This window comes from Pseudomonas sp. SID14000 (assembly GCF_002165135.1).
GTDB lineage: Bacteria > Pseudomonadota > Gammaproteobacteria > Pseudomonadales > Pseudomonadaceae > Aquipseudomonas.
Map to the genome: position 1 here is coordinate 36,455 of NZ_NFZQ01000007.1, position 22,084 is coordinate 58,538.

Here is a 22,084-nt window from a genome sequence, read left to right on the forward strand (position 1 = left end):
TAAAAGGACTTCATGAAACGTCTGCTGCTAACTGCGGTCATGTCCGCACTGATGATCGCTGAAGTTCACGCCGAGTCCTTCACCATCTCCGATATTCGCGTCAACGGCCTGCAGCGGGTTTCCGCCGGCAGTGTCTTCGGTGCCTTGCCGCTGAACGTCGGCGACCAGGCTGATGACCGCCGCCTGGTGGAGTCGACCCGTTCCCTGTTCAAGACTGGCTTCTTCCAGGACATCCAGCTGAACCGCGATGGCAATGTCCTGATCATCAACGTGGTCGAGCGCCCGTCGGTGTCGAGCATCGAGATCGAAGGCAACAAGGCGATCAGCACCGAAGACCTGATGAAGGGCCTGAAGCAATCGGGCCTGGCCGAAGGCGAGATCTTCCAGCGTGCCACCCTCGAAGGTGTGCGTAACGAGTTGCAGCGCCAGTACGTGGCCCAGGGCCGCTACTCTGCCGAGGTCGACGCCGAGGTGGTGCCGCAACCGCGCAACCGCGTGGCGCTGAAGATCAAGATCAACGAAGGCACCGTTGCCGCCATCCAGCACATCAACATCGTTGGCAACAACGTGTTCGACGACGAGACCCTGGCGCAGCTGTTCGAGCTGAAGACCACCAACTGGCTGTCGTTCTTCAAGAACGACGACAAGTACGCCCGCGAAAAGCTCTCCGGTGACCTGGAGCGCCTGCGTTCCTACTACCTGGACCGCGGCTACATCAACATGGACATCGCTTCCACCCAGGTGTCCATCACGCCGGACAAGAAACACGTCTACATCACCGTCAACATCAACGAAGGCGAGAAGTACACCGTTCGCGACGTGAAGCTGTCCGGTGACCTTAAGGTGCCGGAAGACCAGGTCAAGTCGCTGCTGTTGGTGCAGCCTGGCCAGGTGTTCTCGCGCAAGGTGATGACCAGCACTTCAGAGCTGATCACCCGTCGCCTGGGTAACGAAGGCTATACCTTCGCCAACGTCAACGGCGTGCCGCAGCCGAACGATGAAGACCACACCGTCGACATCATGTTCGTGGTCGACCCCGGCAAGCGTGCGTACGTCAACCGCATCAACTACCGCGGCAACACCAAGACCGAAGACGAAGTACTGCGTCGCGAGATGCGCCAGATGGAAGGTGGCTGGGCCTCGACCTACCTGATCGACCAGTCCAAGACCCGCCTGGAGCGCCTGGGCTTCTTCAAGGAAGTCAACGTCGAAACCCCTGCGGTGCCTGGCACCGACGACCAGGTCGATGTCAACTACAGCGTCGAGGAGCAGGCCTCCGGCTCGATCACCGCCAGCGTCGGTTTCGCCCAAAGCGCCGGCCTGATCCTTGGTGGTTCGATCAGCCAGAGCAACTTCCTCGGTACCGGTAACAAGGTGTCCATCGGCCTGACCCGTTCGGAATACCAGACCCGCTACAACTTCGGCTTCGTTGACCCCTACTTCACCGCCGACGGCGTGAGCCTGGGCTACAACGCCTTCTACCGCAGCACTGACTACGACGACCTTGACGTCGACGTTGCCAGCTATGCGGTGGACAGCTACGGTGCAGGCGTCAGCCTCGGCTACCCGATCAGCGAGACCTCGCGCCTGACCTATGGCTTGAGCGTGCAGCAGGACAAGATCAAGACCGGCAAGTACACCGTTGACGAGATCTTCGACTTCCTCGAAGAGGAAGGCGACAACTTCCTGAACTTCAAGGCCTCGATCGGCTGGTCCGAATCGACTCTGAACAAGGGCGTGCTGGCAACTCGCGGTCACTCCCAGAGCCTGACACTGGAATCCACCATTCCGGGCAGCGACCTGTCGTTCTTCAAGCTCGACTACCGTGGCCAGCTGTTCAAGCCGATCACCAATGACTACACCCTGCGCCTGCATACCGAGCTGGGCTATGGTGATGGCTACGGCAGCACCTCCGGCCTGCCGTTCTACGAGAACTACTTCGCGGGTGGTTTCAACTCCGTCCGTGGCTTCAAGGACAGCAGCCTGGGCCCACGCAGTACCCCAAGCCGCGGCGAGGCCGACGGTGGCAAGCCGGGTACCATCCGTGACCCGGACCAGGATCCGTTGCCGTTTGGTGGCAACGTGCTGGTACAAGGCGGTGTCGAGCTGCTGTTCCCGATGCCGTTCGTCAAGGACCAGCGTTCGCTGCGCACCTCCGTGTTCTGGGACGTGGGTAACGTGTTCGATACCAATTGTGGCAACCAGCCTGATTGCGAGAAGGTCGGTTTCTCGGGCATGGCCAGTTCGGTCGGCCTGGGCGTGACCTGGATCACTGCACTGGGCCCGCTGAGCTTCAGCCTGGCAATGCCGGTCAAGAAGCCGGACGATGCCGATACCCAGGTGTTCCAATTCTCTCTGGGCCAGACCTTCTGAGGTCGGTCCTTGCTTAATGACAACGGTTTATCCAGGAGTGCATCGTGCGTAAGTTGACTCAACTGGCCGTAGTGGCCGCGGCGCTGGTCGCCACCCCGGCTTTCGCCGAAATGAAGGTTGCCGTCCTGAACTATCAGATGGCCCTGCTGGAATCGGATGCCGCCAAGAAATACGCGGTGGATGCCGAGAAGAAGTTCGGCCCGCAACTGACCAAGCTGAAAAACCTGGAAAGCAGCGCCAAGGGCATCCAGGATCGTCTGATCAAGGGTGGCGACAAGATGCAGCAGCAGGAGCGTGAGCGCCTGGAGCTCGAGTTCAAGCAAAAAGCCCGTGACTTCCAGTTCCAGTCCAAGGAGCTGAATGAAGCCAAGGCCGTTGCCGACCGCGACATGCTCAAGCAACTGAAGCCGAAGCTGGATGGTGCTGTCGAGGAAGTGATCAAGAAAGGTGGTTACGACCTGGTCCTCGAGCGTGGCGCGGTTATCGATGTCAAGCCTCAGTACGACATCACCCGCCAGGTCATCGAGCGCATGAACCAAGCCCGTTGATATGACCGTGACCATGACGCTAGGCCAGTTGGCCGAGGCCCTCGGCGCCACCCTAAAGGGGCCCGAGGCGCTGCAGATTACCGGGCTGGCCACCTTGCAGGAGGCTGGCCCCGGTCAGTTGAGCTTCCTCGCCAACCCACAGTACCGCAAGTTCCTGGATAGCAGTCAGGCGGCTGCGGTGCTGCTGAAGGCGGCGGACGCCGAAGGCTTTGCCGGCAATGCGCTGATCGTCGCCGATCCCTACCTGGCCTACGCGCGTATTTCCCACCTGTTCGACCCCAAACCCAAGGCTGTGGCGGGTATTCATCCCAGCGCCGTGGTGGCCGGGGACGCGCAAGTGGATGCCAGTGCCAGCATCGGGCCGTTTGTAGTCATCGAGAGCGGTGCGCGCATCGCAGCCAATGTCAGCGTGGGTGCACACTGCGTGATCGGTGCCCGTTGCGTGATCGGTGAGGGCGGTTGGCTGGCCCCGCGGGTCACCCTGTACCATGATGTGACCATTGGCAAGCGTGTGGTCATCCAGTCGGGTGCGGTGATCGGCGGTGAAGGCTTCGGCTTTGCCAACGAGAAGGGCGTGTGGCGCAAGATCGCCCAGATCGGTGGCGTGACCATCGGCGACGACGTGGAAATCGGTGTCAACACCGCAGTCGATCGTGGTGCGCTGTCGGACACGCGAATCGCTGACGGGGTCAAGCTCGACAACCAGATCCAGATCGCCCACAACGTGCAGATCGGTGAGCATACAGCCATGGCCGCTTGCGTCGGGATTTCCGGCAGTACGCGCATCGGCAAGCATTGCACTATTGCCGGCGGTGTTGGCATGGTGGGTCATATCGATGTCTGTGATAACGTTTTCGTATCCGGGATGACCATGGTGACCCGTTCGATCACCGAACCGGGTGCCTATTCTTCCGGCACTGCCATGCAGCCACTGGCTGAATGGCGCAAGAGCGCCGCGCGTATCCGGCACCTGGACGACATGGCCAAGCGTCTCCAGCAGCTGGAAAAACGCGTCGATACCGTGACCTCAGGTGGCCAGCCGGCATCAGAAGGCTGATACCATTCCCTGAGCAAGAGTGAACAGTCGCTAGCTGGCTCCTCTTTGGACTGCAAAAGGAGCGTGTGGTCAGCACCTGCGCTCCCTATTCTTATTACAGGCTTCCCCCCCGAAATGATGGACATCAACGAGATTCGCGAATACCTGCCTCACCGTTACCCGTTCCTGCTGGTGGATCGCGTGACGGATCTGGACTACGAGGCCCAGAGCATTCGTGCCTACAAGAATGTCAGCATCAACGAGCCGTTCTTCAACGGCCATTTTCCGGCGCACCCGATCATGCCGGGCGTCCTGATCATCGAAGCCATGGCACAGGCCGCTGGTATCCTCGGTTTCAAGATGCTCGACGCCAAGCCGGCCGATGGCACCCTGTACTACTTCGTCGGCTCCGACAAGCTGCGTTTCCGTCAGCCGGTACTGCCGGGTGACCAGTTGGTGCTGGAAGCCAAGTTCCTCAGCCGCAAGAGCATGATCTGGAAGTTCGAGTGCCGCGCCCTGGTCGACGGCAAGCCGGTTTGCTCGGCAGAAATCACTTGCGCGGAACGCTCCCTATGAGTTCGATTGATCCTCGGGCCATTATCGACCCGTCGGCCAAGCTGGCCGACGGTGTCGAGGTCGGCCCCTGGTCGATCGTTGGCCCCGATGTGGAAATCGGGGAGGGCACCGTTATCGGCCCGCATGTTGTGCTCAAAGGGCCTACCCGCATCGGCAAGCACAACCGTATCTTTCAGTTTTCCTCGATCGGCGAAGATACCCCGGACCTCAAGTACAAGGGTGAGCCGACGCGTCTGGTGATCGGCGACCACAATGTGATCCGTGAAGGGGTGACCATTCACCGCGGCACCGTCCAGGACCGCTCGGAAACCACTGTGGGCGACCACAACCTGATCATGGCCTATGCCCATATCGGCCACGACAGCGTCATCGGCAACCACTGCATCCTGGTCAACAACACGGCCCTGGCCGGTCATGTGCACGTGGGCGACTGGGCGATCCTGTCCGGCTACACCCTGGTGCACCAGTACTGCCATATCGGTGCCCATGCGTTTTCCGGCATGGGCACGGCGATCGGCAAGGATGTCCCGGCCTTCGTCACCGTGTTCGGCAGCCCGGCCGAAGCCCGCAGCATGAACTTCGAAGGTATGCGCCGCCGGGGTTTCAGCGACGAGGTGATCCACGTGCTGCGCCGTTGCTACAAGATCGTCTATCGCCAGGGCCTGACCGTCGAAGACGCGCTCAAGGAACTGGAGGAGCTGGCTGCGAAGCACCCTGAGGTCGAGCTGTTCCGTCAGTCGATCGTGAACTCCGCTCGCGGCATCACCCGCTGACATGGCTCAGCTTTGCGTAGCCTTGGTCGCAGGTGAGGCCAGCGGCGACATTCTCGGTTCAGGCTTGATGCGTGCCCTCAAGGCACGCCATCCCGACGTACGGTTCATTGGTGTTGGCGGCCCCTTGATGGAAGCCGAAGGCCTGCAATCCTATTTCCCCATGGAGCGCCTGGCGGTCATGGGCCTGGTCGAAGTATTGGGGCGCCTGCGCGAGCTGCTCAAGCGCCGCAAGCTGCTGATCCAGACCCTGATCGACGAAAGGCCCGATGTATTCATCGGCATCGATGCCCCTGATTTCACCCTCAACATCGAACTGAAACTGCGCCAGGCCGGGATCAAGACCGTACACTACGTCAGCCCGTCGGTCTGGGCATGGCGGCAGAAGCGCGTGCTGAAGATTCGCGAAGGTTGCGACTTGATGCTGACGCTGTTGCCATTCGAGGCGCGGTTCTATGAGGAGCAGGGCGTGCCGGTGCGCTTCGTCGGCCACCCGTTGGCCGACACCATCCCGCTCGAAGCCGACCGCCCGGCGGCGCGTGCTGCGCTGGGCCTGGGCGATGGTCCGGTAGTGGCGTTGATGCCAGGCAGCCGGGGCGGCGAAGTAGGGCGCCTGGGGGCGCTGTTCCTGGATGCCGCCGAACGGCTGCTCCAGCAGTTACCGGGTGTGCGTTTCGTGCTGCCCTGCGCCAATGCCGCGCGGCGCGCCCAGGTCGAGCAGATGCTCGAAGGGCGCGAGTTGCCGCTGACCCTGCTCGATGGCCAGTCGCACCAGGCCCTGGCGGCCTGTGACGTGGTGCTGATCGCCTCGGGTACCGCCACCCTCGAAGCGCTGCTGTACAAGCGGCCGATGGTAGTGGCTTATCGCCTGGCTCCCCTGACCTTCTGGATCCTCAAGCGCCTGGTGAAGAGCCCTTACGTGTCGTTGCCGAACCTGCTGGCTCAGCGTGCGCTGGTGCCCGAGCTGCTGCAGGACGCCGCCACCAGCGAAACCCTGGCCAGCACCCTGGCGCCGCTGGTAGCCGATGGCAGCCAGCAGACCGAACGTTTCGACGAAATTCATCGCACCCTGCGCCGTGACGCCTCCAACCAGGCGGCCGAGGCGGTACTGGCCTTGCTCAAGGACCGCTGACATGCAAATTGGACTGGACTTCAACCTGGTCGAAGACCTGGTCGCCGGTGTCGACGAAGTGGGCCGTGGCCCGCTGTGCGGCGCAGTGGTGACTGCGGCGGTGATCCTCGACCCGGCGCGCCCGATCCTCGGCCTGAACGATTCGAAGAAACTCACCGAAGCCAAGCGCGAGGCGCTGTTCGACGAGATCTGCGAAAAGGCCCTGAGCTTCTGCATCGCCCGCGCCGAGGTCGAGGAAATCGACCGCCTGAATATCCTGCAGGCCACCATGCTGGCCATGCAACGCGCAGTGGAGGGCCTGCACATTACACCGAAGCTGGCCTTGATCGACGGTAACCGCTGCCCGAAACTGGCCGTACCGGCGTCGCCGGTAGTCAAGGGTGACAGCCAGGTACCGGCCATCGCGGCGGCGTCGATCCTGGCCAAGGTGACCCGTGACCGGGAGATGAGCGCATTCGAGCTGATCTACCCTGGTTATGGCATTGGCGGGCACAAGGGCTACCCGACCCCGGTGCACCTCGAGGCGCTGGCACGGTTGGGGCCTACGCCCATTCATCGGCGCTCCTTTGCCCCGGTGCGGGCTGCGTGGGATGCACGTGAAGGCGTCATCGACTCCCTGATCTGACCTATTAGTTCGTTGCTGCAGGCGTCACGCTATCCTCTGTGGGAGCGGCTTTAGCCGCGAACACCGGCGCAGCCGGTGCCATACACCGCGTTGGATTCTTCGCGGCGGTTCGACGCCTCGATGAACCCGCTCCCACAGGGGCGGCGGTGCGCGCACATTCTTTATTCTCTGCCCGACACCGCAACCCCAAATCCTATCCTCAATTAAGCTACAATCCCGCCCTTGTCGTTCAGCACTGCTACAGGATCTTCCATGTCGGTTCCCTTCGTTCACCTGCGCGTCCACTCCGAATTCTCGCTGGTCGACGGCCTGGTGCGGATCAAGCCGCTGGCCAAGGCGCTGGCCGGGATGAACATGCCGGCGGTGGCGATCACCGACCAGAGCAACATGTGCTCGCTGGTGAAGTTCTACAAGACCGCCATGGGCGCCGGCATCAAGCCGATCTGCGGCGCCGACCTGTGGCTGGCCGCCGCCGACCCGGAAGCTCCGCTGTCGCGTATCTGCTTCCTGGCCATGAACCCAAAGGGCTACCGCAACCTCACCGAACTGATCTCGCGCGGCTGGACCGACGGCCAGCGCAACGGTCTGGTCATCCTCCAGCGTGAATGGATCGCCCCCGCCAGCGAGGGCCTGATCGCCCTGTCTGCAGGCAAGGAGGGCGACATCGGCATGGCCTTGCTGGCCGGTCGGCAAGATGAAGCCGAGGCCCTGCTGCAGGACTGGATGGCAATGTTCCCCGAGCGCTTTTATGTCGAAGTGCAGCGCACCAACCGCGCCCGCGACGAGGAATATGTGCACGCTGCCGTGGCCCTGGCGGACAAGTTCGGGGCTCCGCTGGTGGCAACCAACGATGTGCGTTTCATCAAGCAGTCGGACTTCGACGCTCACGAAACCCGCGTGTGCATCGGTGAGGGCTGGACCCTCGACGATCCGCGCCGGCCAAGGATGTACAGCGACCAGCAGTACCTGAAGTCGGCCGATGAAATGGCCGAGCTGTTCAGCGACTTGCCCGACGCCATCGCCAACACGGTCGAGATCGCCAAGCGCTGCAACATCCAGGTGCAACTGGGCAAGTACTTTCTGCCCGACTTTCCCACGCCCAACGGCATGGGAATCGATGACTACCTGCGGCATGTGTCCCACGAAGGCCTGGAAGAGCGCCTGGCGGTGCTTTGGCCGAAAGAGACCACGCCCAATTACGAAGAGAAGCGCCAGGTCTACCTGGACCGCCTGAAGTTCGAACTGGACATCATCATCCAGATGGGCTTCCCCGGTTACTTCCTGATCGTGATGGACTTCATCAAGTGGGCCAAGAACAACGGCGTGCCGGTCGGCCCGGGCCGGGGGTCGGGTGCCGGCTCGCTGGTGGCCTACGTGCTGAAGATCACCGACCTCGACCCGCTGGCCTACGACCTGCTGTTCGAGCGCTTCCTCAACCCCGAACGTATTTCCATGCCCGACTTCGACGTCGACTTCTGCATGGATGGCCGTGACCGGGTGATCGACTATGTGGCCGAAGCCTATGGCCGTAACGCGGTCAGCCAGATCATCACCTTCGGTACCATGGCGGCGAAGGCGGTGGTACGAGACGTAGCGCGGGTACAGGGCAAGTCCTACGGCCTGGCCGACCGTCTGTCGAAGATGATCCCGTTCGAAGTGGGCATGACCCTGGAGAAGGCCTACGAGCAGGAAGAGATCCTGCGAGACTTCCTCAAGGGCGACGAAGACGCCCGCGAGATCTGGGACATGGCTCTGAAGCTCGAAGGCGTGACGCGGGGTACCGGCAAGCACGCCGGTGGTGTGGTCATCGCCCCGACCAAGCTCACCGACTTCTCGCCGATCGCCTGTGACGAAGAGGGTGGCGGCCTGGTGACCCAGTTCGACAAGGATGACGTCGAGGCCGCGGGCCTGGTGAAGTTCGACTTCCTCGGCCTGCGGACCCTGACCATCATCAAGTGGGCGATGGAGATCATCAACCGGGAGCAGGCCAAGAAGAACCTGCCCGACGTCAACATCGACTTCATCCCGCTGGACGACCGCAAGACCTACGAGCTGTTGCAGAAGGCCGAAACCACGGCGGTGTTCCAGCTTGAATCGCGTGGCATGAAGGAGCTGATCAAGAAGCTCAAGCCCGACTGCCTGGAAGACCTGATCGCACTGGTGGCACTGTTCCGCCCGGGCCCGTTGCAGTCGGGCATGGTGGACGACTTCATCAACCGCAAGCACGGCCGCGCCGAGCTGGCCTACCCGCACCCGGACTACCAGTATGAAGGCCTGAAGCCGGTACTGGCACCCACCTATGGCATCATCCTGTACCAGGAGCAGGTGATGCAGATCGCCCAGGTGATGGCTGGCTACACCCTTGGTGGCGCCGACATGTTGCGCCGGGCCATGGGTAAGAAAAAGCCCGAGGAGATGGCCAAGCAGCGCGGTGGTTTCATCGAGGGTTGCGCCAATAACAATATCGACGCGGATCTTGCCGGCAACATCTTCGACCTGGTGGAGAAATTTGCCGGTTACGGCTTCAACAAATCCCACTCCGCCGCCTACGGCCTGGTGTCGTACCAGACCGCCTGGCTGAAAACCCATCATCCGGCGCCATTCATGGCCGCAGTGCTGTCGGCAGATATGCACAACACCGACAAGGTGGTGGTGCTGGTCGAGGAAGTGCGCAGCATGAAGCTGCGCCTCGACGCGCCGGACGTGAACTTCTCCGACTTCAAGTTCACCGTCAACGATGACGGGCGTATCGTCTACGGGCTGGGCGCTATCAAGGGCGTCGGTGAAGGCCCGGTGGAGGCGATCGTCGAGGCCCGTGCCCAGGGGGGGCCGTTCAAGGACCTGTTCGATTTCTGTGAGCGCATCGACCTCAAGCGGGTCAACAAGCGTACCCTCGACGCGCTGATCCGCAGTGGCGCGCTGGACCGCCTGGGACCGCACTTCCATGACGAGATCAAGGCCTACCACGCCAACATCGACATCAACCGTGCAACCTTGCTCTCGGCACTGGGCGAGGCCATCAAGGCTGCCGAGCAGGCCGCCCATACCGCTGACAGTGGCCATGTCGACCTGTTCGGCGGCATGTTCGACGAAGTGGACGCCGACGTCTACGTCAACCACCGCAAAGTGCGCCCGCTGACCCTCAAGGAACGCCTGAAGGGCGAGAAGGACACCCTTGGCCTGTACCTCACTGGCCACCCGATCGACGAGTACGAGACCGAGATCCGCCGCTTCGCCCGCCAGCGCATCATTGACCTCAAGCCATCACGCGATACCCAGACCATCGCCGGCATGATCATTGCCCTGCGGGTGATGAAGAACAAGAAGGGCGACAAGATGGGCTTCGTCACCCTGGATGACCGCTCCGGGCGCATCGAGGCTTCGCTGTTTGCCGATGCCTTCATGGCGGCACAGTCGTTGCTGCAGACCGATGCCATGGTGGTGGTCGAAGGTGAGGTCAGCAACGACGATTTCTCCGGTGGCCTGCGCCTGCGGGTGAAGCAGGTGATGACCATGGAGGACGCGCGCACCAAGCTTGCCGAGAGCCTGCGCCTGAAGGTGGCACACGAAGCGCTCAAGGGTGACCGGCTGAAGTGGCTGGGCGAGCTGATCACCCGCCATCGCGGTGCTTGCCCGATCACTCTTGAGTACACCGGCAGTGACGCCAAGGCCATGCTGCAGTTCGGTGATCAGTGGGCCATCGACCCGGCCGATGGGCTGATTCAGGCGCTGCGTGACCAGTTCGGGCGTGAGAACGTCTTCCTGCAATATCGTTGAACCGACAAAAAATTTAATCTCGACCTGAATGCGCCTGATCCCTTAAGGTAGGGCGCCAAACGGATCAACCGGCCGGCCGCCTGGCCGTAGACCCAAGACGGATGACTATGAACCCGAATTTTCTCGATTTCGAACAGCCGATTGCCGACCTGCAAGCCAAGATCGAAGGCCTGCGCCTGGTAGGCAACGACAACTCGCTGAACATCAGCGATGAAATTGCCCGTCTGCAAGACAAGAGCAACACCCTGACCGAAAGCATTTTCGGCAACCTGACCAGCTGGCAGATCGCCCGCCTGGCCCGTCATCCACGTCGTCCTTACACCCTGGACTACCTGGAGCACATCTTTACCGAGTTCGAAGAGCTGCACGGTGACCGCCACTTCGCCGACGACGCCGCCATCGTTGGTGGTACTGCGCGCCTGGACGGCAAGCCAGTCATGGTCATCGGCCACCAGAAGGGCCGTGAAGTGCGCGAGAAGGTACGCCGCAACTTCGGCATGCCGCGCCCTGAAGGCTACCGCAAGGCCTGCCGTCTCATGGAAATGGCCGAGCGCTTCAAGATGCCGATCCTGACCTTCATCGACACCCCGGGCGCCTACCCGGGCATCGACGCCGAAGAGCGCAACCAGAGCGAGGCCATCGCCTGGAACCTGCGCGTGATGGCGCGCCTGAAAACCCCGATCATCGCCACCGTGATCGGTGAGGGTGGTTCCGGCGGTGCACTGGCCATCGGCGTGTGCGACCAGTTGAACATGCTGCAGTACTCCACCTACTCGGTGATCTCGCCGGAAGGCTGCGCCTCGATCCTGTGGAAGACCGCCGACAAGGCAGCTGATGCGGCCGAGGCCATGGGCATCACTGCTGAGCGGCTGAAGAGCCTGAACATCGTCGACAAGGTCATCCAGGAACCGCTCGGCGGCGCCCACCGTGACCCGGCGAAGATGTCGGAAAGTATCCGTGCCGACCTGGTACAGCAGCTGGACATGCTCGGCAAGCTCGACCACGACGCGCTGCTGGCTCGTCGTTACGATCGCCTGATGAGCTACGGTATCTGACATGCCCTGGGGCCGCTTTGCGGCCCTTTCGCGACACAAGGCCGCTCCTACAGGATTACGCGATCCCCTGTAGGAGCGGCCTTGTGTCGCGAAAGGGGTGCAAAGCACCCCCGGCAATCTCAAGCCATGTGAGGCCCCAATGATCAACCTCACCCCCTGGCTCAACGCCCCAACCTGGTACATCGCCTTCTCCGGCGGCCTCGACTCCACCGTCCTCCTGCACCTGCTGGCCGACTACGCCCGCAATCACGCATCGCCTGCGCTGCGCGCCATCCACGTCCACCACGGTCTGCAACCCGTCGCCGACGCCTGGCCCGTCCACTGCCAGACGGTCTGCGACAATCTCGGTATCGAACTCCAGGTCATCCACGTCCAGGTCATTCCCGGCGCCAGTCTCGAACAGGCCGCCCGCGACGCCCGTTATGCTGCCTTCAGGCAAACCCTCGGCCCGGGTGACATCCTGTTCACCGGTCAGCACTGCGACGACCAGGCCGAAACCCTGCTGTTCCGTCTGCTGCGCGGCGCCGGCCTGCGCGGCCTGGCAGCAATGCCGGGGCAGCGGGCGCTCGGGCAGGGCAGCCTGGCCAGGCCATTGCTGGGCTGTTCCCGCCAGCAACTGCAGGATTACGCCCAGGCCAATGAGCTGGTCTGGGTCGAAGATCCGTCAAACGCTGACACACGATTTGCCCGCAACTACCTGCGCGGCGAAGTGTTTCCGGTACTTCAGCAGCGGTGGCCGCAAGCCAGCCAGAACCTCGCCCGCACCGCCGAGCACCTGGGCGAAGCCTTGGGCCTGCTGGACGAGTTGGCCCAGGATGACCTAGCGCTCGCCGAGGTGGGCGCACCGGTGGCTTGGCCGGGGCTGGACTCCCTCGACCTGGCTACTCTGGTGGCACTGTCGCCGGCCCGCCAGCGCAACGCCCTGCAATACTGGCTGAGCCGGCGCACGCGCCTGCCCGACACCCGGCACTGGACCGGCTGGGCGGACCTGCGCGATGCCGCCGCTGATGCCCAGCCCGTCTGGCAGCTTGGCGATGGGCAATTGCTGCGCAGTCATGGGCGCATCTGGTGGTTGAGCGGCGACTGGTTGCAGCTGCCCGCCGGCGAACTGGCCTGGGTCGATCCTGCCGAGCCTTTGCCGTTGCCGGGTAACGGCAGTGTGCGTCTTGCTGGCGCGCCGCCGCCGGGCGGCTTGCGCATCACCTACCGCCAGGGCGGTGAAGTACTGGATCTCCCAGGCCGTGGCCGACGTGACCTGAAGCGCCTGCTCAACGAGTTGCAGGTGCCGCTCTTCCTGCGTCCGCGCCTGCCATTGCTGTATCAGGACGAGCGCCTGCTGGCGGTGGCCAACCTGCCCGGGCTGGTGCAGGCGGATTGCCAGCTGCATTGGCAATTGCCGACGAACGCGCAAGGTTTGAGCTGAAGGGTACATTCGGGTAGACTACCCTCCCTTCTTGATACAGCTTCTGTGGGTTCCGCGAAAACACAGTAGTTGCCGATTACCAAGCAGTTTTTTGCTGGGCTGATTCTTAAAATGACGAGCGAGCTCCATGCCGGGGATACCCCTGGTCTGTACAGACGCGGCAGTTTTTCGGGATGCACTGTGATTGACGCAGGTGATCGGGGGCTTCGGCCTTCCTTCGCTTTCTCCGGCGGCGCTGGCCGCCTTAACGCAGACTTCTAGGGTTTTTCATGACGCGCTACATATTCGTCACGGGCGGTGTTGTTTCTTCATTGGGGAAAGGCATTGCCTCGGCTTCCCTGGCGGCCATCCTGGAAGCGCGGGGCCTGAAGGTCACCATGCTCAAGCTGGATCCGTACATCAACGTCGATCCGGGCACCATGAGCCCGTTCCAGCACGGTGAAGTGTTCGTCACCCACGATGGCGCCGAGACCGACCTCGACCTGGGCCACTACGAGCGGTTCATCCGCACCACCATGACCCAGAACAACAACTTCACCACCGGCCGCATCTACGAGCACGTACTGCGCAAGGAGCGTCGTGGTGACTACCTGGGCGCGACCATCCAGGTCATCCCGCACATCACCGACGAAATCAAGCGTCGCATCATCAAGGGCGCCGGCGATGCCGATGTGGCCCTGGTGGAAATCGGCGGTACCGTGGGTGACATCGAGTCGCAGCCGTTCCTCGAGGCCATCCGCCAGCTGCGCGTCGAAGTGGGCTCCAAGCGCGCCATGCTGATGCACCTGACCCTGGTCCCGTACATCGCTACCGCTGGCGAGACCAAGACCAAGCCGACCCAGCACTCTGTCAAGGAGCTGCGCTCCATCGGCCTGCAACCTGATGTGCTGATCTGCCGGTCCGACCACCCGGTCGATGCCTCGTCGCGTCGCAAGATCGCGCTGTTCACCAACGTTGAAGAGCGTGCGGTGATTTCGCTGGAAGACGTCGACACCATTTACAAGATCCCGGGCGTGCTGCACGCACAGGGCCTGGACGACTTCGTCGTCGAGCGCTTCGGCCTGCAGTGCAATGGCGCAGACCTGTCCGAGTGGGACAAGGTGGTCGATGCCAAGCTCAACCCTGAGCACGAAGTGACCATCGCCATGGTCGGCAAGTACATGGAGCTGCTGGATGCTTACAAGTCGCTGATCGAAGCGATGAGCCACGCCGGCATCACCAACCGCACCAAGGTCAACCTGCGCTACATCGACTCGGAAGACATCGAGAACCAGGGCACCAGCCTGCTCGAAGGTGCCGATGCCATCCTGGTTCCGGGCGGTTTCGGCCTGCGCGGCGTGGAAGGCAAGATCACCGCGGTGCAATACGCCCGCGAGAACAAAGTGCCGTACCTGGGTATCTGCCTGGGCATGCAGGTTGCCGTGATCGAATTCGCCCGTAACGTGATGGGCTGGAAAGATGCCAACTCCACCGAGTTCGACCGCAATAGCGGCCACCCGGTAGTCGGCCTGATCACCGAGTGGGCCGATGCCACCGGTGCCGTCGAAACCCGCAGCGAAGCCTCCGACCTGGGCGGCACCATGCGCCTGGGCGCACAGGACTGCCAGCTGATTGCCGGTTCCAAGGTGCACGAATGCTACGGCAAGGACGTTATCACCGAGCGTCACCGTCACCGCTACGAAGTGAACAACAACCTGCTGCCGCAACTGGTCGACGCCGGCCTGGTGGTTTCCGGCCGTTCCGAAGACGGCGCGCTGGTGGAAGTGGTCGAGTCCAAGGATCACCCATGGTTCGTCGCCTGCCAGTTCCACCCGGAATTCACCTCGACCCCGCGTGACGGCCACCCGCTGTTCAGTGGTTTCGTCAAGGCAGCCCTGGCTCAGAAGAACAAGGCCTGATCAATGACCCAGAAGATCATTCGCGTCGGTAACATCGAGATCGCCAACGACAAGCCGTTCGTCCTGTTCGGCGGCATGAACGTTCTGGAGTCCCGTGACCTGGCAATGAAGGTCTGCGAAGAGTACGTGCGGGTGACCGAGAAGCTCGGTATCCCGTACGTGTTCAAGGCCAGCTTCGACAAGGCCAACCGTTCGTCGGTGACGTCCTACCGGGGCCCGGGCATGGAAGAAGGGCTGAAGATCTTCGAAGAGATCAAGCGCACCTTCAACGTGCCGGTCATTACCGACGTGCACGAGCCTTACCAGGCCGAGCCGGTCGCCAAGGTGTGCGACATCATCCAGCTGCCGGCCTTCCTGTCGCGGCAGACCGACCTGGTGGTGGCCATGGCCAAGACCGGCGCGGTGATCAACATCAAGAAGGCCCAGTTCCTCGCACCCCAGGAAATGAAGCACATCCTGACCAAGTGCGAAGAGGCCGGTAACGACCAGTTGATCCTCTGCGAGCGTGGTTCGAGCTTCGGCTACAACAACCTGGTGGTAGACATGCTCGGCTTCGGGATCATGAAGCAGTTCGAGTATCCGGTGTTCTTCGACGTGACCCACGCCCTGCAGATGCCGGGTGGTCGTGCCGACTCTGCCGGTGGTCGCCGCGCCCAGGTTACCGACCTGGCCAAGGCTGGCATGAGTCAGAGCCTGGCCGGGCTGTTCCTCGAAGCCCACCCCGATCCGGACAATGCCAAATGCGATGGTCCATGCGCTCTGCGCCTGGACAAGCTGGAGCCGTTCCTGGCCCAGCTCAAGCAACTGGACGACCTGGTGAAAAGTTTTCCGACGGTAGAAACCGCGTAAAGCTCAATTCTCGGGTAAAGTACCGTCCGATCCGCCCCTGACCAGTCGGTCAGGGGTTCCCTTCACCTGGCCTGCCCACTGCAAGTCCGCCCGGTGAACGGCAAGAATTTCCTAAGCTAAGTTGTTTTCGTCAATTCTGGAGTGCTTACAACAATGGCAAAAATCGTCGACATCAAAGGTCGTGAAGTTCTCGATTCGCGTGGCAACCCCACCGTGGAAGCCGATGTACTGCTCGACAACGGCATCATCGGCAGCGCCTGCGCGCCGTCCGGTGCTTCCACTGGCTCGCGCGAAGCGCTGGAGCTGCGTGATGGCGACAAGAGCCGTTACCTGGGCAAGGGCGTGCTGAAGGCCGTCGCCAACATCAACGGCCCGATCCGTGACCTGCTGCTGGGCAAGGACCCTGCCGACCAGAAGGCCCTGGACCGCGCCATGATCGAGCTGGACGGTACCGAGAACAAGGCCAAGCTGGGCGCCAACGCCATCCTGGCCGTTTCCCTGGCTGCCGCCAAGGCCGCTGCCCAGGACCAGGACCTGCCGCTGTACGCGCACATCGCCAACCTGAACGGCACCCCGGGCCAGTACTCGATGCCGGTACCGATGATGAACATCATCAACGGTGGCGAGCATGCCGACAACAACGTCGACATCCAGGAATTCATGGTTCAGCCGGTTGGCGCCAAGACCTTCTCTGATGGCCTGCGCATGGGTACCGAAATCTTCCACCACCTCAAGGCCGTGCTGAAGGCCCGTGGCCTGAACACCGCCGTTGGTGACGAAGGTGGTTTCGCTCCTAACCTGGCTTCCAACGAAGATGCCCTGGGCGCCATCGCCGAAGCCGTTGAAAAAGCCGGCTACAAGCTGGGCACCGACGTGACCCTGGCCCTGGACTGCGCAGCTTCCGAGTTCTACGAAGACGGCAAGTACAACCTGTCCGGCGAGGGCAAGTCGTTCGACGCCGAAGGCTTTGCCGAGTACCTGAAAGGCCTGACCGAGCGCTTCCCGATCATCTCGATCGAAGACGGCCTGGACGAGTCCGACTGGGCTGGCTGGAAGATCCTCACCGACAAGATCGGCGCCAAGGTGCAGCTGGTTGGCGACGACCTGTTCGTGACCAACACCAAGATCCTCAAGGAAGGTATCGAGAAGGGCATCGGTAACTCGATCCTGATCAAGTTCAACCAGATCGGCTCGCTGACCGAAACCCTGGAAGCCATCCAGATGGCCAAGGCTGCTGGCTACACCGCGGTGATCTCGCACCGTTCCGGTGAAACCGAAGATTCGACCATTGCCGACCTGGCCGTGGGTACCGCTGCTGGCCAGATCAAGACTGGCTCGCTGTGCCGTTCCGACCGCGTTTCCAAGTACAACCAGCTGCTGCGCATCGAAGAGCAACTGGGTGCCAAAGCGGTTTACCGCGGTCGTGCCGAGTTTCGCGGCTAAGCAAGAGATGGTAAAAAGACAGCAGCCGGAGTTGTAGGAACGTTCGTACTGATCTTTCCTACATCCCAACGGGTTTCTGTCGACGAAGCCTGGCCTCGGCCAGGCTTCGTGCTATTCGAGGCCCCGAAGTAAAAAGTACCCGGCAGCCTTTTTAACCTGGATAACGTGATGCGCAGTCCCTATTGGTTGTTCCTCGTCCTGCTCCTGCTGCTGGGTGGCCTGCAATACCGCCTGTGGGTGGGTAACGGCAGCCTGGCGCAAGTGACCGAGCTGAAGCAGCAGATTGCCGAGCAGCATGCCGAAAACGAGCGCTTGCTCGAGCGCAACCGCGTGCTCGATGCCGAAGTGCTGGAGTTGAAAAAAGGTATGGAGACCGTTGAAGAACGGGCTCGCCACGAATTGGGAATGGTCAAAGAGGGTGAAACCCTCTTCCAGTTGCCACAAAAATGATCGAAACGTTACCGGCCTTCTGGGCCGTTATCCCTGCTGCGGGCGTTGGTGCCCGCATGGCTGCCGACCGCCCCAAGCAATACCTGGAGCTGGCCGGGCAGACTATTCTCGAGCACAGCCTCGACTGTTTTCTTGGCCACCCGATGCTCAAGGGCGTGGTGGTCAGCATTGCCGAAGACGACCCGTACTGGCCTCGCCTGCGCTGCGCCAGCGACCCGCGCATCCAGCGTGCGTCGGGTGGCCGCGAGCGTGCCGATTCGGTGCTCAATGCCTTGCTGATGCTGCATGCCCAAGGGGCAGCGGACAGCGACTGGGTGCTGGTGCACGATGCCGCGCGACCGAACCTGGCGCGCAGCGATCTGGACAAGCTGTTGTCGGCGCTGGCGGACGACCCGGTGGGTGGTCTGCTGGCGGTGCCGGCGCGCGATACCCTCAAGCGGGCCAATGCCGATGGCCGGGTGGGCGCCACCGTAGACCGCAGCACCATCTGGCAGGCCTATACGCCGCAGATGTTCCGACTGGGGGCTTTGCATCGGGCGCTGGCCGAATGCCTGGTGTCGGATGTGCTGGTGACTGACGAGTCCTCTGCCATCGAGTGGTCTGGCCAGGCGCCACGGCTGGTCGAAGGGCGCAGTGACAACATCAAGGTGACCCGGCCGGAAGACCTGGAGTGGTTGCGCCAGCGTTGGGCAGGGCGCCGCTGAATTTCTTGTTCCTGTGCCGGCCTCTTCGCGGGTAAACCCGCTCCCACAGGTATCGCACATCCCTTCAGGTTTGCGCTGTACCTGTGGGAGCGGGTTTACCCGCGAAGAGGCCGGCACAGCCAACACGCCGCTTCAGCCTTGCCGATACTCCGGCAGCCCCGCCAACCCTTCCTTCAGGTAATCCACCAACCGCCGCACCTTCGGCGAAAGGTGCCGCTGCTGCGGATATAGCGCCCACACCGCCGTGTTCGGCGGCTGGTGCGCCTCCAGCAACGACACCAGCGCGCCGCTGTTCAAATGCTCCAGCACGTAATAATCCGGCAGCTGGCACAACCCCATCCCCTGCAGCGCAGCGTCCAGCACCGCCTGGCCGCTGTTGCAACGCCAGTTGCCTTGCACTCGCTGGCTGATCTCGCGGCCGTCCTGCTGCAGCGCCCACAAGTCCGAGCTGCCCACCAGGCAATTGTGTCGCGCCAGTTCCGACAGGCTGTGTGGCCGACCATAACGTTCCAGGTAGGCCGGTGAGGCGCACAGGTACATTCGCCGGGGCGCCAGACGGGTTGCCACCAGTCGCGAGTCGGCCAGCCGGCCCAGGCGGATGGCCAGGTCCATGCCTTCATGCACCAGGTCGAGGGTGTGGTTGCTCAGTTCCACATCCACCCGCAACTGCGGGTACAACGCCATGAACCGCGTCACCAGCGGCACGATGAAGCGCTCGCCATAGGCCACCGCACAGGTCATGCGCAGCAACCCCTTGGGTTCGCTGGCCAGGTCACCTATGGCGCGCAGGGCTTCCTCGCGGCCATCCTGCAGGCGCTGGCAGTGCTGCAGAAATGTCTGCCCCGCCTCGCTCAGGGTCACCCGCCGGGTACTGCGGTACAGCAGGCGCGTCTGCAGCCGTTCCTCCAGCCGGGCGATCTGCCGGCTGATGTGCGACGAGGAAACCCCCAGGCGTTCGGCGGCCGCGGTGAACTGGCCCGACTCGGCCACGGCGACGAATTCGTCGATGCCTTCCCAGCGGCTACTCATTGATTATCCCTGTGTGGCAATAATGTTTTGTCTTTGCTTGGATTATTCATCAAAAGACGGTGAATTACACTGCCAGACAGAATCGACCCACCGTCTGGAGACCTTTGATGATCAAGTCCCGTGCTGCCGTAGCCTTCGAAGCCAAGAAACCCCTGGAAATCGTCGAAGTCGACGTGGCCATGCCCAAGGCCGGTGAAGTGTTGCTGCGCGTGGTCGCCAGCGGTGTCTGCCACACCGATGCCTACACCCTGTCCGGCGCCGACCCGGAGGGCATCTTCCCGTCGATCCTCGGCCACGAAGGTGGCGCGATCGTCGAAGCGGTAGGCGAGGGCGTTACCTCGGTCGCCGTTGGTGACCACGTCATTCCGCTGTACACCCCGGAATGCGGCAAGTGCAAGTTCTGCCTCTCGGGCAAGACCAACCTGTGCCAGGCCATTCGCGCCACCCAGGGCAAGGGCCTGATGCCGGACGGCACCACGCGCTTCTCCTACAAGGGCCAGCAGCTGTTCCACTACATGGGTACCTCGACCTTCTCCGAATACACCGTGCTGCCTGAAATCTCCGTGGCCAAGATCCAGAAAGAAGCGCCGCTGGAAAAGGTCTGCCTGCTGGGTTGTGGCGTCACCACCGGTATCGGCGCGGTGCTTAACACCGCCAAGGTCAAACCGGGTGACACCGTGGCCATCTTCGGCCTGGGCGGTATCGGCCTGTCGGCGGTCATCGGTGCGGTCAAGGCCAAGGCCTCGCGCATCATCGCCATCGACATCAACCCGGCCAAGTTCGAAATCGCCCGCCAGCTGGGGGCCACCGACTGCATCAACCCGAAAGACTACGACCGCCCGATCCAGGAAGTGATCGTCGACCTCACCGACGGCGGCGTGGACTTCTCCTTCGAGTGCATCGGCAACGTGCAACTGATGCGTGCGGCGCTGGAGTGCTGCCACAAGGGCTGGGGCGAGTCGGTGATCATCGGTGTGGCCGGTGCCGGCCAGGAAATCGCCACCCGTCCGTTCCAGCTGGTCACCGGTCGTGTATGGCGTGGTTCTGCGTTCGGCGGCGTGCGTGGCCGCAGCGAGCTGCCAAGCTACGTGGAAATGTCCGAGAAGGGCGAGATCCCGCTGGATACCTTCATCACCCACACCATGGGCCTGGAAGACATCAACAAGGCCTTCGACCTGATGCATGAAGGCAAGAGCATCCGCAGCGTGATCCACTTCTGAGGTTTGCCATGAGCCTGGATAACATCTCCTGCCAGAAGAGCTTCGGCGGCTGGCACAAGCGTTACCGGCATCACTCCAAGGTGCTGGGCTGCGACATGATATTCGCCGTCTACCTGCCGCCGCAGGCCGAGCAGGGCGAGAAGCTGCCGGTGCTCTACTGGCTTAGCGGCCTCACCTGCACCGATGAGAACTTCATGCAGAAGGCCGGCGCCCAGCGCCTGGCCGCGGAGCTTGGGTTGATCATCGTCGCCCCCGACACCAGCCCGCGTGGCGAGCAGGTACCGGGCGATCCGGACGGCGCCTGGGACTTCGGCCTGGGTGCCGGCTTCTACCTCAATGCCACTCAGCAGCCCTGGGCCCAGCACTACCGCATGCACGACTATGTAGTGGAGGAGTTGCCTGCGTTGATCGAGGCGCACTTCCCGGCCTCGGGCGAGCGCAGCATCAGTGGCCACTCCATGGGTGGGCATGGCGCGCTGGTGTGCGCCTTGCGCAATCCGGGGCGCTACCGGTCGGTGTCGGCGTTCTCGCCGATCAGCAATCCGATGGATTGCCCGTGGGGCGAGAAAGCCTTCAGCCGCTACCTGGGTGAAGACCGTGCGCGCTGGCGCGAATGGGATGCCAGCGTGCTGCTGGCCGAGACCCCGGCCGGCGAGTGTCCGCCATTGCTGGTGGACCAGGGTGACCGCGACGACTTCCTCGAGAAGCAGCTCAAGCCTGAAGCCCTGGAGCAGGCGGCACGCAAAGGGGGGCATGAACTGATCTTGCGCCTGCAGCCTGGCTATGACCACAGCTACTACTTCATTGCCAGCTTCATCGAGGAGCATCTGCGTCATCATGCGGTGGCCTTGGGGCGGGTGTAAGGCGTAGCATTTGGGGTGCCTGCAAGATCGAGCGCCGCCCGCGCGGCGCTTCGCGGGGCAAGCCCGCTCCCACATTTGTTGCAACGTGCCGAACCTGTCAGGCCATGGTCGCCAGCCTGGTTGCCCTGGCCCGATTACTCGACTGGCGCTGCTGCCGTCCCATCTGTCTCAAGTCATGCACCAAGGCGGACAACGCCTCTCCCACAGGCATGGCCACGTTGCAACAAATGTGGGAGCGGGCTTGTCCCGCGAAGCGCCGCGCGGGCGGCGCTCGATCCCACAGGTGCAGACAATGCAGTGCCAATCACCCCAG

The 22,084-nt window shown here is 62.5% G+C and carries 18 protein-coding genes; 17 read left to right on the plus strand and 1 reads right to left on the minus strand.

Going from position 1 to position 22,084, the window contains the following annotated elements:
- The first annotated feature begins 12 nt into the window (after nucleotides 1-12).
- The 15 genes from bamA (at nucleotide 13) to ispD (ending at nucleotide 18,659) form a co-directional block, all read left to right on the plus strand.
- The gene (gene bamA / locus CAY82_RS12015) at nucleotides 13-2,373 is read left to right on the plus strand and encodes an outer membrane protein assembly factor BamA (RefSeq protein WP_087501400.1); all 2,361 of its coding nucleotides are present in this window, start codon (nucleotides 13-15) and stop codon (nucleotides 2,371-2,373) included.
- A 44-nt stretch (nucleotides 2,374-2,417) separates the two neighbouring features.
- Nucleotides 2,418-2,921, plus strand: coding sequence for an OmpH family outer membrane protein (locus CAY82_RS12020; RefSeq protein WP_087501401.1), 504 nt, complete (start codon nucleotides 2,418-2,420; stop codon nucleotides 2,919-2,921).
- 1 nt (nucleotide 2,922) lies between these two features.
- Entirely contained in the window at nucleotides 2,923-3,978 is a 1,056-nt protein-coding gene (lpxD, locus tag CAY82_RS12025) for a UDP-3-O-(3-hydroxymyristoyl)glucosamine N-acyltransferase (protein ID WP_087501402.1), read from the plus strand.
- Nucleotides 3,979-4,092: 114 nt separating this feature from the next.
- Nucleotides 4,093-4,533, plus strand: a complete 441-nt coding sequence (gene fabZ, locus CAY82_RS12030; protein WP_028634990.1) for a 3-hydroxyacyl-ACP dehydratase FabZ — start codon at nucleotides 4,093-4,095, stop codon at nucleotides 4,531-4,533.
- Nucleotides 4,530-5,306 (plus strand): acyl-ACP--UDP-N-acetylglucosamine O-acyltransferase, encoded by a 777-nt coding sequence (gene lpxA, locus CAY82_RS12035; protein ID WP_087501403.1) that lies wholly within the window; start codon nucleotides 4,530-4,532, stop codon nucleotides 5,304-5,306. The genes fabZ and lpxA overlap by 4 nt, the downstream gene beginning before the upstream one ends.
- A 1-nt stretch (nucleotide 5,307) precedes the next feature.
- Entirely contained in the window at nucleotides 5,308-6,435 is a 1,128-nt protein-coding gene (gene lpxB / locus CAY82_RS12040) for a lipid-A-disaccharide synthase (RefSeq protein WP_087501404.1), read from the plus strand.
- Nucleotide 6,436: 1 nt separating this feature from the next.
- A complete protein-coding gene (gene rnhB, locus CAY82_RS12045) occupies nucleotides 6,437-7,060 on the plus strand; it encodes a ribonuclease HII (protein ID WP_087501405.1) in 624 nt (207 codons plus the stop codon).
- Between the two features lie 252 nt (nucleotides 7,061-7,312).
- Nucleotides 7,313-10,837: a DNA polymerase III subunit alpha gene (gene dnaE, locus CAY82_RS12050; protein ID WP_087501406.1), complete on the plus strand. Its 3,525-nt coding sequence runs from the start codon at nucleotides 7,313-7,315 to the stop codon at nucleotides 10,835-10,837.
- A gap of 107 nt (nucleotides 10,838-10,944) precedes the next feature.
- Nucleotides 10,945-11,892, plus strand: coding sequence for an acetyl-CoA carboxylase carboxyl transferase subunit alpha (gene accA, locus CAY82_RS12055; protein WP_087501407.1), 948 nt, complete (start codon nucleotides 10,945-10,947; stop codon nucleotides 11,890-11,892).
- 139 nt (nucleotides 11,893-12,031) lie between these two features.
- A complete protein-coding gene (tilS, locus tag CAY82_RS12060; protein ID WP_087501408.1) occupies nucleotides 12,032-13,315 on the plus strand; it encodes a tRNA lysidine(34) synthetase TilS in 1,284 nt (427 codons plus the stop codon).
- A gap of 269 nt (nucleotides 13,316-13,584) precedes the next feature.
- Nucleotides 13,585-15,213 carry a CTP synthase gene (locus tag CAY82_RS12065; RefSeq protein WP_087501409.1) on the plus strand — a complete coding sequence of 543 codons (1,629 nt, stop codon included), beginning with the start codon at nucleotides 13,585-13,587 and terminating at the stop codon, nucleotides 15,211-15,213.
- Between the two features lie 3 nt (nucleotides 15,214-15,216).
- A complete protein-coding gene (kdsA, locus tag CAY82_RS12070) occupies nucleotides 15,217-16,062 on the plus strand; it encodes a 3-deoxy-8-phosphooctulonate synthase (RefSeq protein ID WP_087501410.1) in 846 nt (281 codons plus the stop codon).
- Nucleotides 16,063-16,215: 153 nt separating this feature from the next.
- Nucleotides 16,216-17,505: a phosphopyruvate hydratase gene (eno, locus tag CAY82_RS12075; protein WP_013971266.1), complete on the plus strand. Its 1,290-nt coding sequence runs from the start codon at nucleotides 16,216-16,218 to the stop codon at nucleotides 17,503-17,505.
- A gap of 168 nt (nucleotides 17,506-17,673) precedes the next feature.
- On the plus strand, nucleotides 17,674-17,955 hold the full coding sequence (gene ftsB / locus CAY82_RS12080; protein ID WP_004375443.1) for a cell division protein FtsB: 282 nt from the start codon (nucleotides 17,674-17,676) through the stop codon (nucleotides 17,953-17,955).
- Nucleotides 17,952-18,659, plus strand: coding sequence for a 2-C-methyl-D-erythritol 4-phosphate cytidylyltransferase (gene ispD, locus CAY82_RS12085; protein ID WP_087501411.1), 708 nt, complete (start codon nucleotides 17,952-17,954; stop codon nucleotides 18,657-18,659). The genes ftsB and ispD overlap by 4 nt, the downstream gene beginning before the upstream one ends.
- A gap of 132 nt (nucleotides 18,660-18,791) precedes the next feature.
- On the opposite strand, the gene CAY82_RS12090 is transcribed toward ispD, so the two are convergent.
- A complete protein-coding gene (locus CAY82_RS12090; RefSeq protein WP_087501412.1) occupies nucleotides 18,792-19,688 on the minus strand; it encodes a LysR substrate-binding domain-containing protein in 897 nt (298 codons plus the stop codon).
- A gap of 107 nt (nucleotides 19,689-19,795) precedes the next feature.
- On the opposite strand from CAY82_RS12090, the gene CAY82_RS12095 reads away from it, so the two are divergent.
- Together CAY82_RS12095 and fghA are read left to right on the plus strand one after the other, a co-directional pair.
- Nucleotides 19,796-20,908: an S-(hydroxymethyl)glutathione dehydrogenase/class III alcohol dehydrogenase gene (locus CAY82_RS12095; protein WP_016712915.1), complete on the plus strand. Its 1,113-nt coding sequence runs from the start codon at nucleotides 19,796-19,798 to the stop codon at nucleotides 20,906-20,908.
- Between the two features lie 8 nt (nucleotides 20,909-20,916).
- Nucleotides 20,917-21,771, plus strand: coding sequence for an S-formylglutathione hydrolase (gene fghA, locus CAY82_RS12100; protein ID WP_087501413.1), 855 nt, complete (start codon nucleotides 20,917-20,919; stop codon nucleotides 21,769-21,771).
- The last annotated feature ends 313 nt before the right edge of the window (nucleotides 21,772-22,084 follow it).

What these genes read in the sequence shown, in the direction of transcription:
- fabZ (WP_028634990.1), top strand. Translation starts at nt 4,093, where the DNA reads ATGATGGACATCAACGAGATTCGCGAATACCTGCCTCACCGTTACCCG.
- CAY82_RS12095 (WP_016712915.1), top strand. Translation starts at nt 19,796, where the DNA reads ATGATCAAGTCCCGTGCTGCCGTAGCCTTCGAAGCCAAGAAACCCCTG.
- accA (WP_087501407.1), top strand. Translation starts at nt 10,945, where the DNA reads ATGAACCCGAATTTTCTCGATTTCGAACAGCCGATTGCCGACCTGCAA.
- lpxD (WP_087501402.1), top strand. Translation starts at nt 2,923, where the DNA reads ATGACCGTGACCATGACGCTAGGCCAGTTGGCCGAGGCCCTCGGCGCC.
- dnaE (WP_087501406.1), top strand. Translation starts at nt 7,313, where the DNA reads ATGTCGGTTCCCTTCGTTCACCTGCGCGTCCACTCCGAATTCTCGCTG.
- kdsA (WP_087501410.1), top strand. Translation starts at nt 15,217, where the DNA reads ATGACCCAGAAGATCATTCGCGTCGGTAACATCGAGATCGCCAACGAC.
- lpxB (WP_087501404.1), top strand. Translation starts at nt 5,308, where the DNA reads ATGGCTCAGCTTTGCGTAGCCTTGGTCGCAGGTGAGGCCAGCGGCGAC.
- lpxA (WP_087501403.1), top strand. Translation starts at nt 4,530, where the DNA reads ATGAGTTCGATTGATCCTCGGGCCATTATCGACCCGTCGGCCAAGCTG.
- bamA (WP_087501400.1), top strand. Translation starts at nt 13, where the DNA reads ATGAAACGTCTGCTGCTAACTGCGGTCATGTCCGCACTGATGATCGCT.
- ftsB (WP_004375443.1), top strand. Translation starts at nt 17,674, where the DNA reads ATGCGCAGTCCCTATTGGTTGTTCCTCGTCCTGCTCCTGCTGCTGGGT.
- fghA (WP_087501413.1), top strand. Translation starts at nt 20,917, where the DNA reads ATGAGCCTGGATAACATCTCCTGCCAGAAGAGCTTCGGCGGCTGGCAC.
- CAY82_RS12065 (WP_087501409.1), top strand. Translation starts at nt 13,585, where the DNA reads ATGACGCGCTACATATTCGTCACGGGCGGTGTTGTTTCTTCATTGGGG.
- tilS (WP_087501408.1), top strand. Translation starts at nt 12,032, where the DNA reads ATGATCAACCTCACCCCCTGGCTCAACGCCCCAACCTGGTACATCGCC.
- rnhB (WP_087501405.1), top strand. Translation starts at nt 6,437, where the DNA reads ATGCAAATTGGACTGGACTTCAACCTGGTCGAAGACCTGGTCGCCGGT.
- eno (WP_013971266.1), top strand. Translation starts at nt 16,216, where the DNA reads ATGGCAAAAATCGTCGACATCAAAGGTCGTGAAGTTCTCGATTCGCGT.
- ispD (WP_087501411.1), top strand. Translation starts at nt 17,952, where the DNA reads ATGATCGAAACGTTACCGGCCTTCTGGGCCGTTATCCCTGCTGCGGGC.
- CAY82_RS12090 (WP_087501412.1), bottom strand. Translation starts at nt 19,688, where the DNA reads ATGAGTAGCCGCTGGGAAGGCATCGACGAATTCGTCGCCGTGGCCGAG.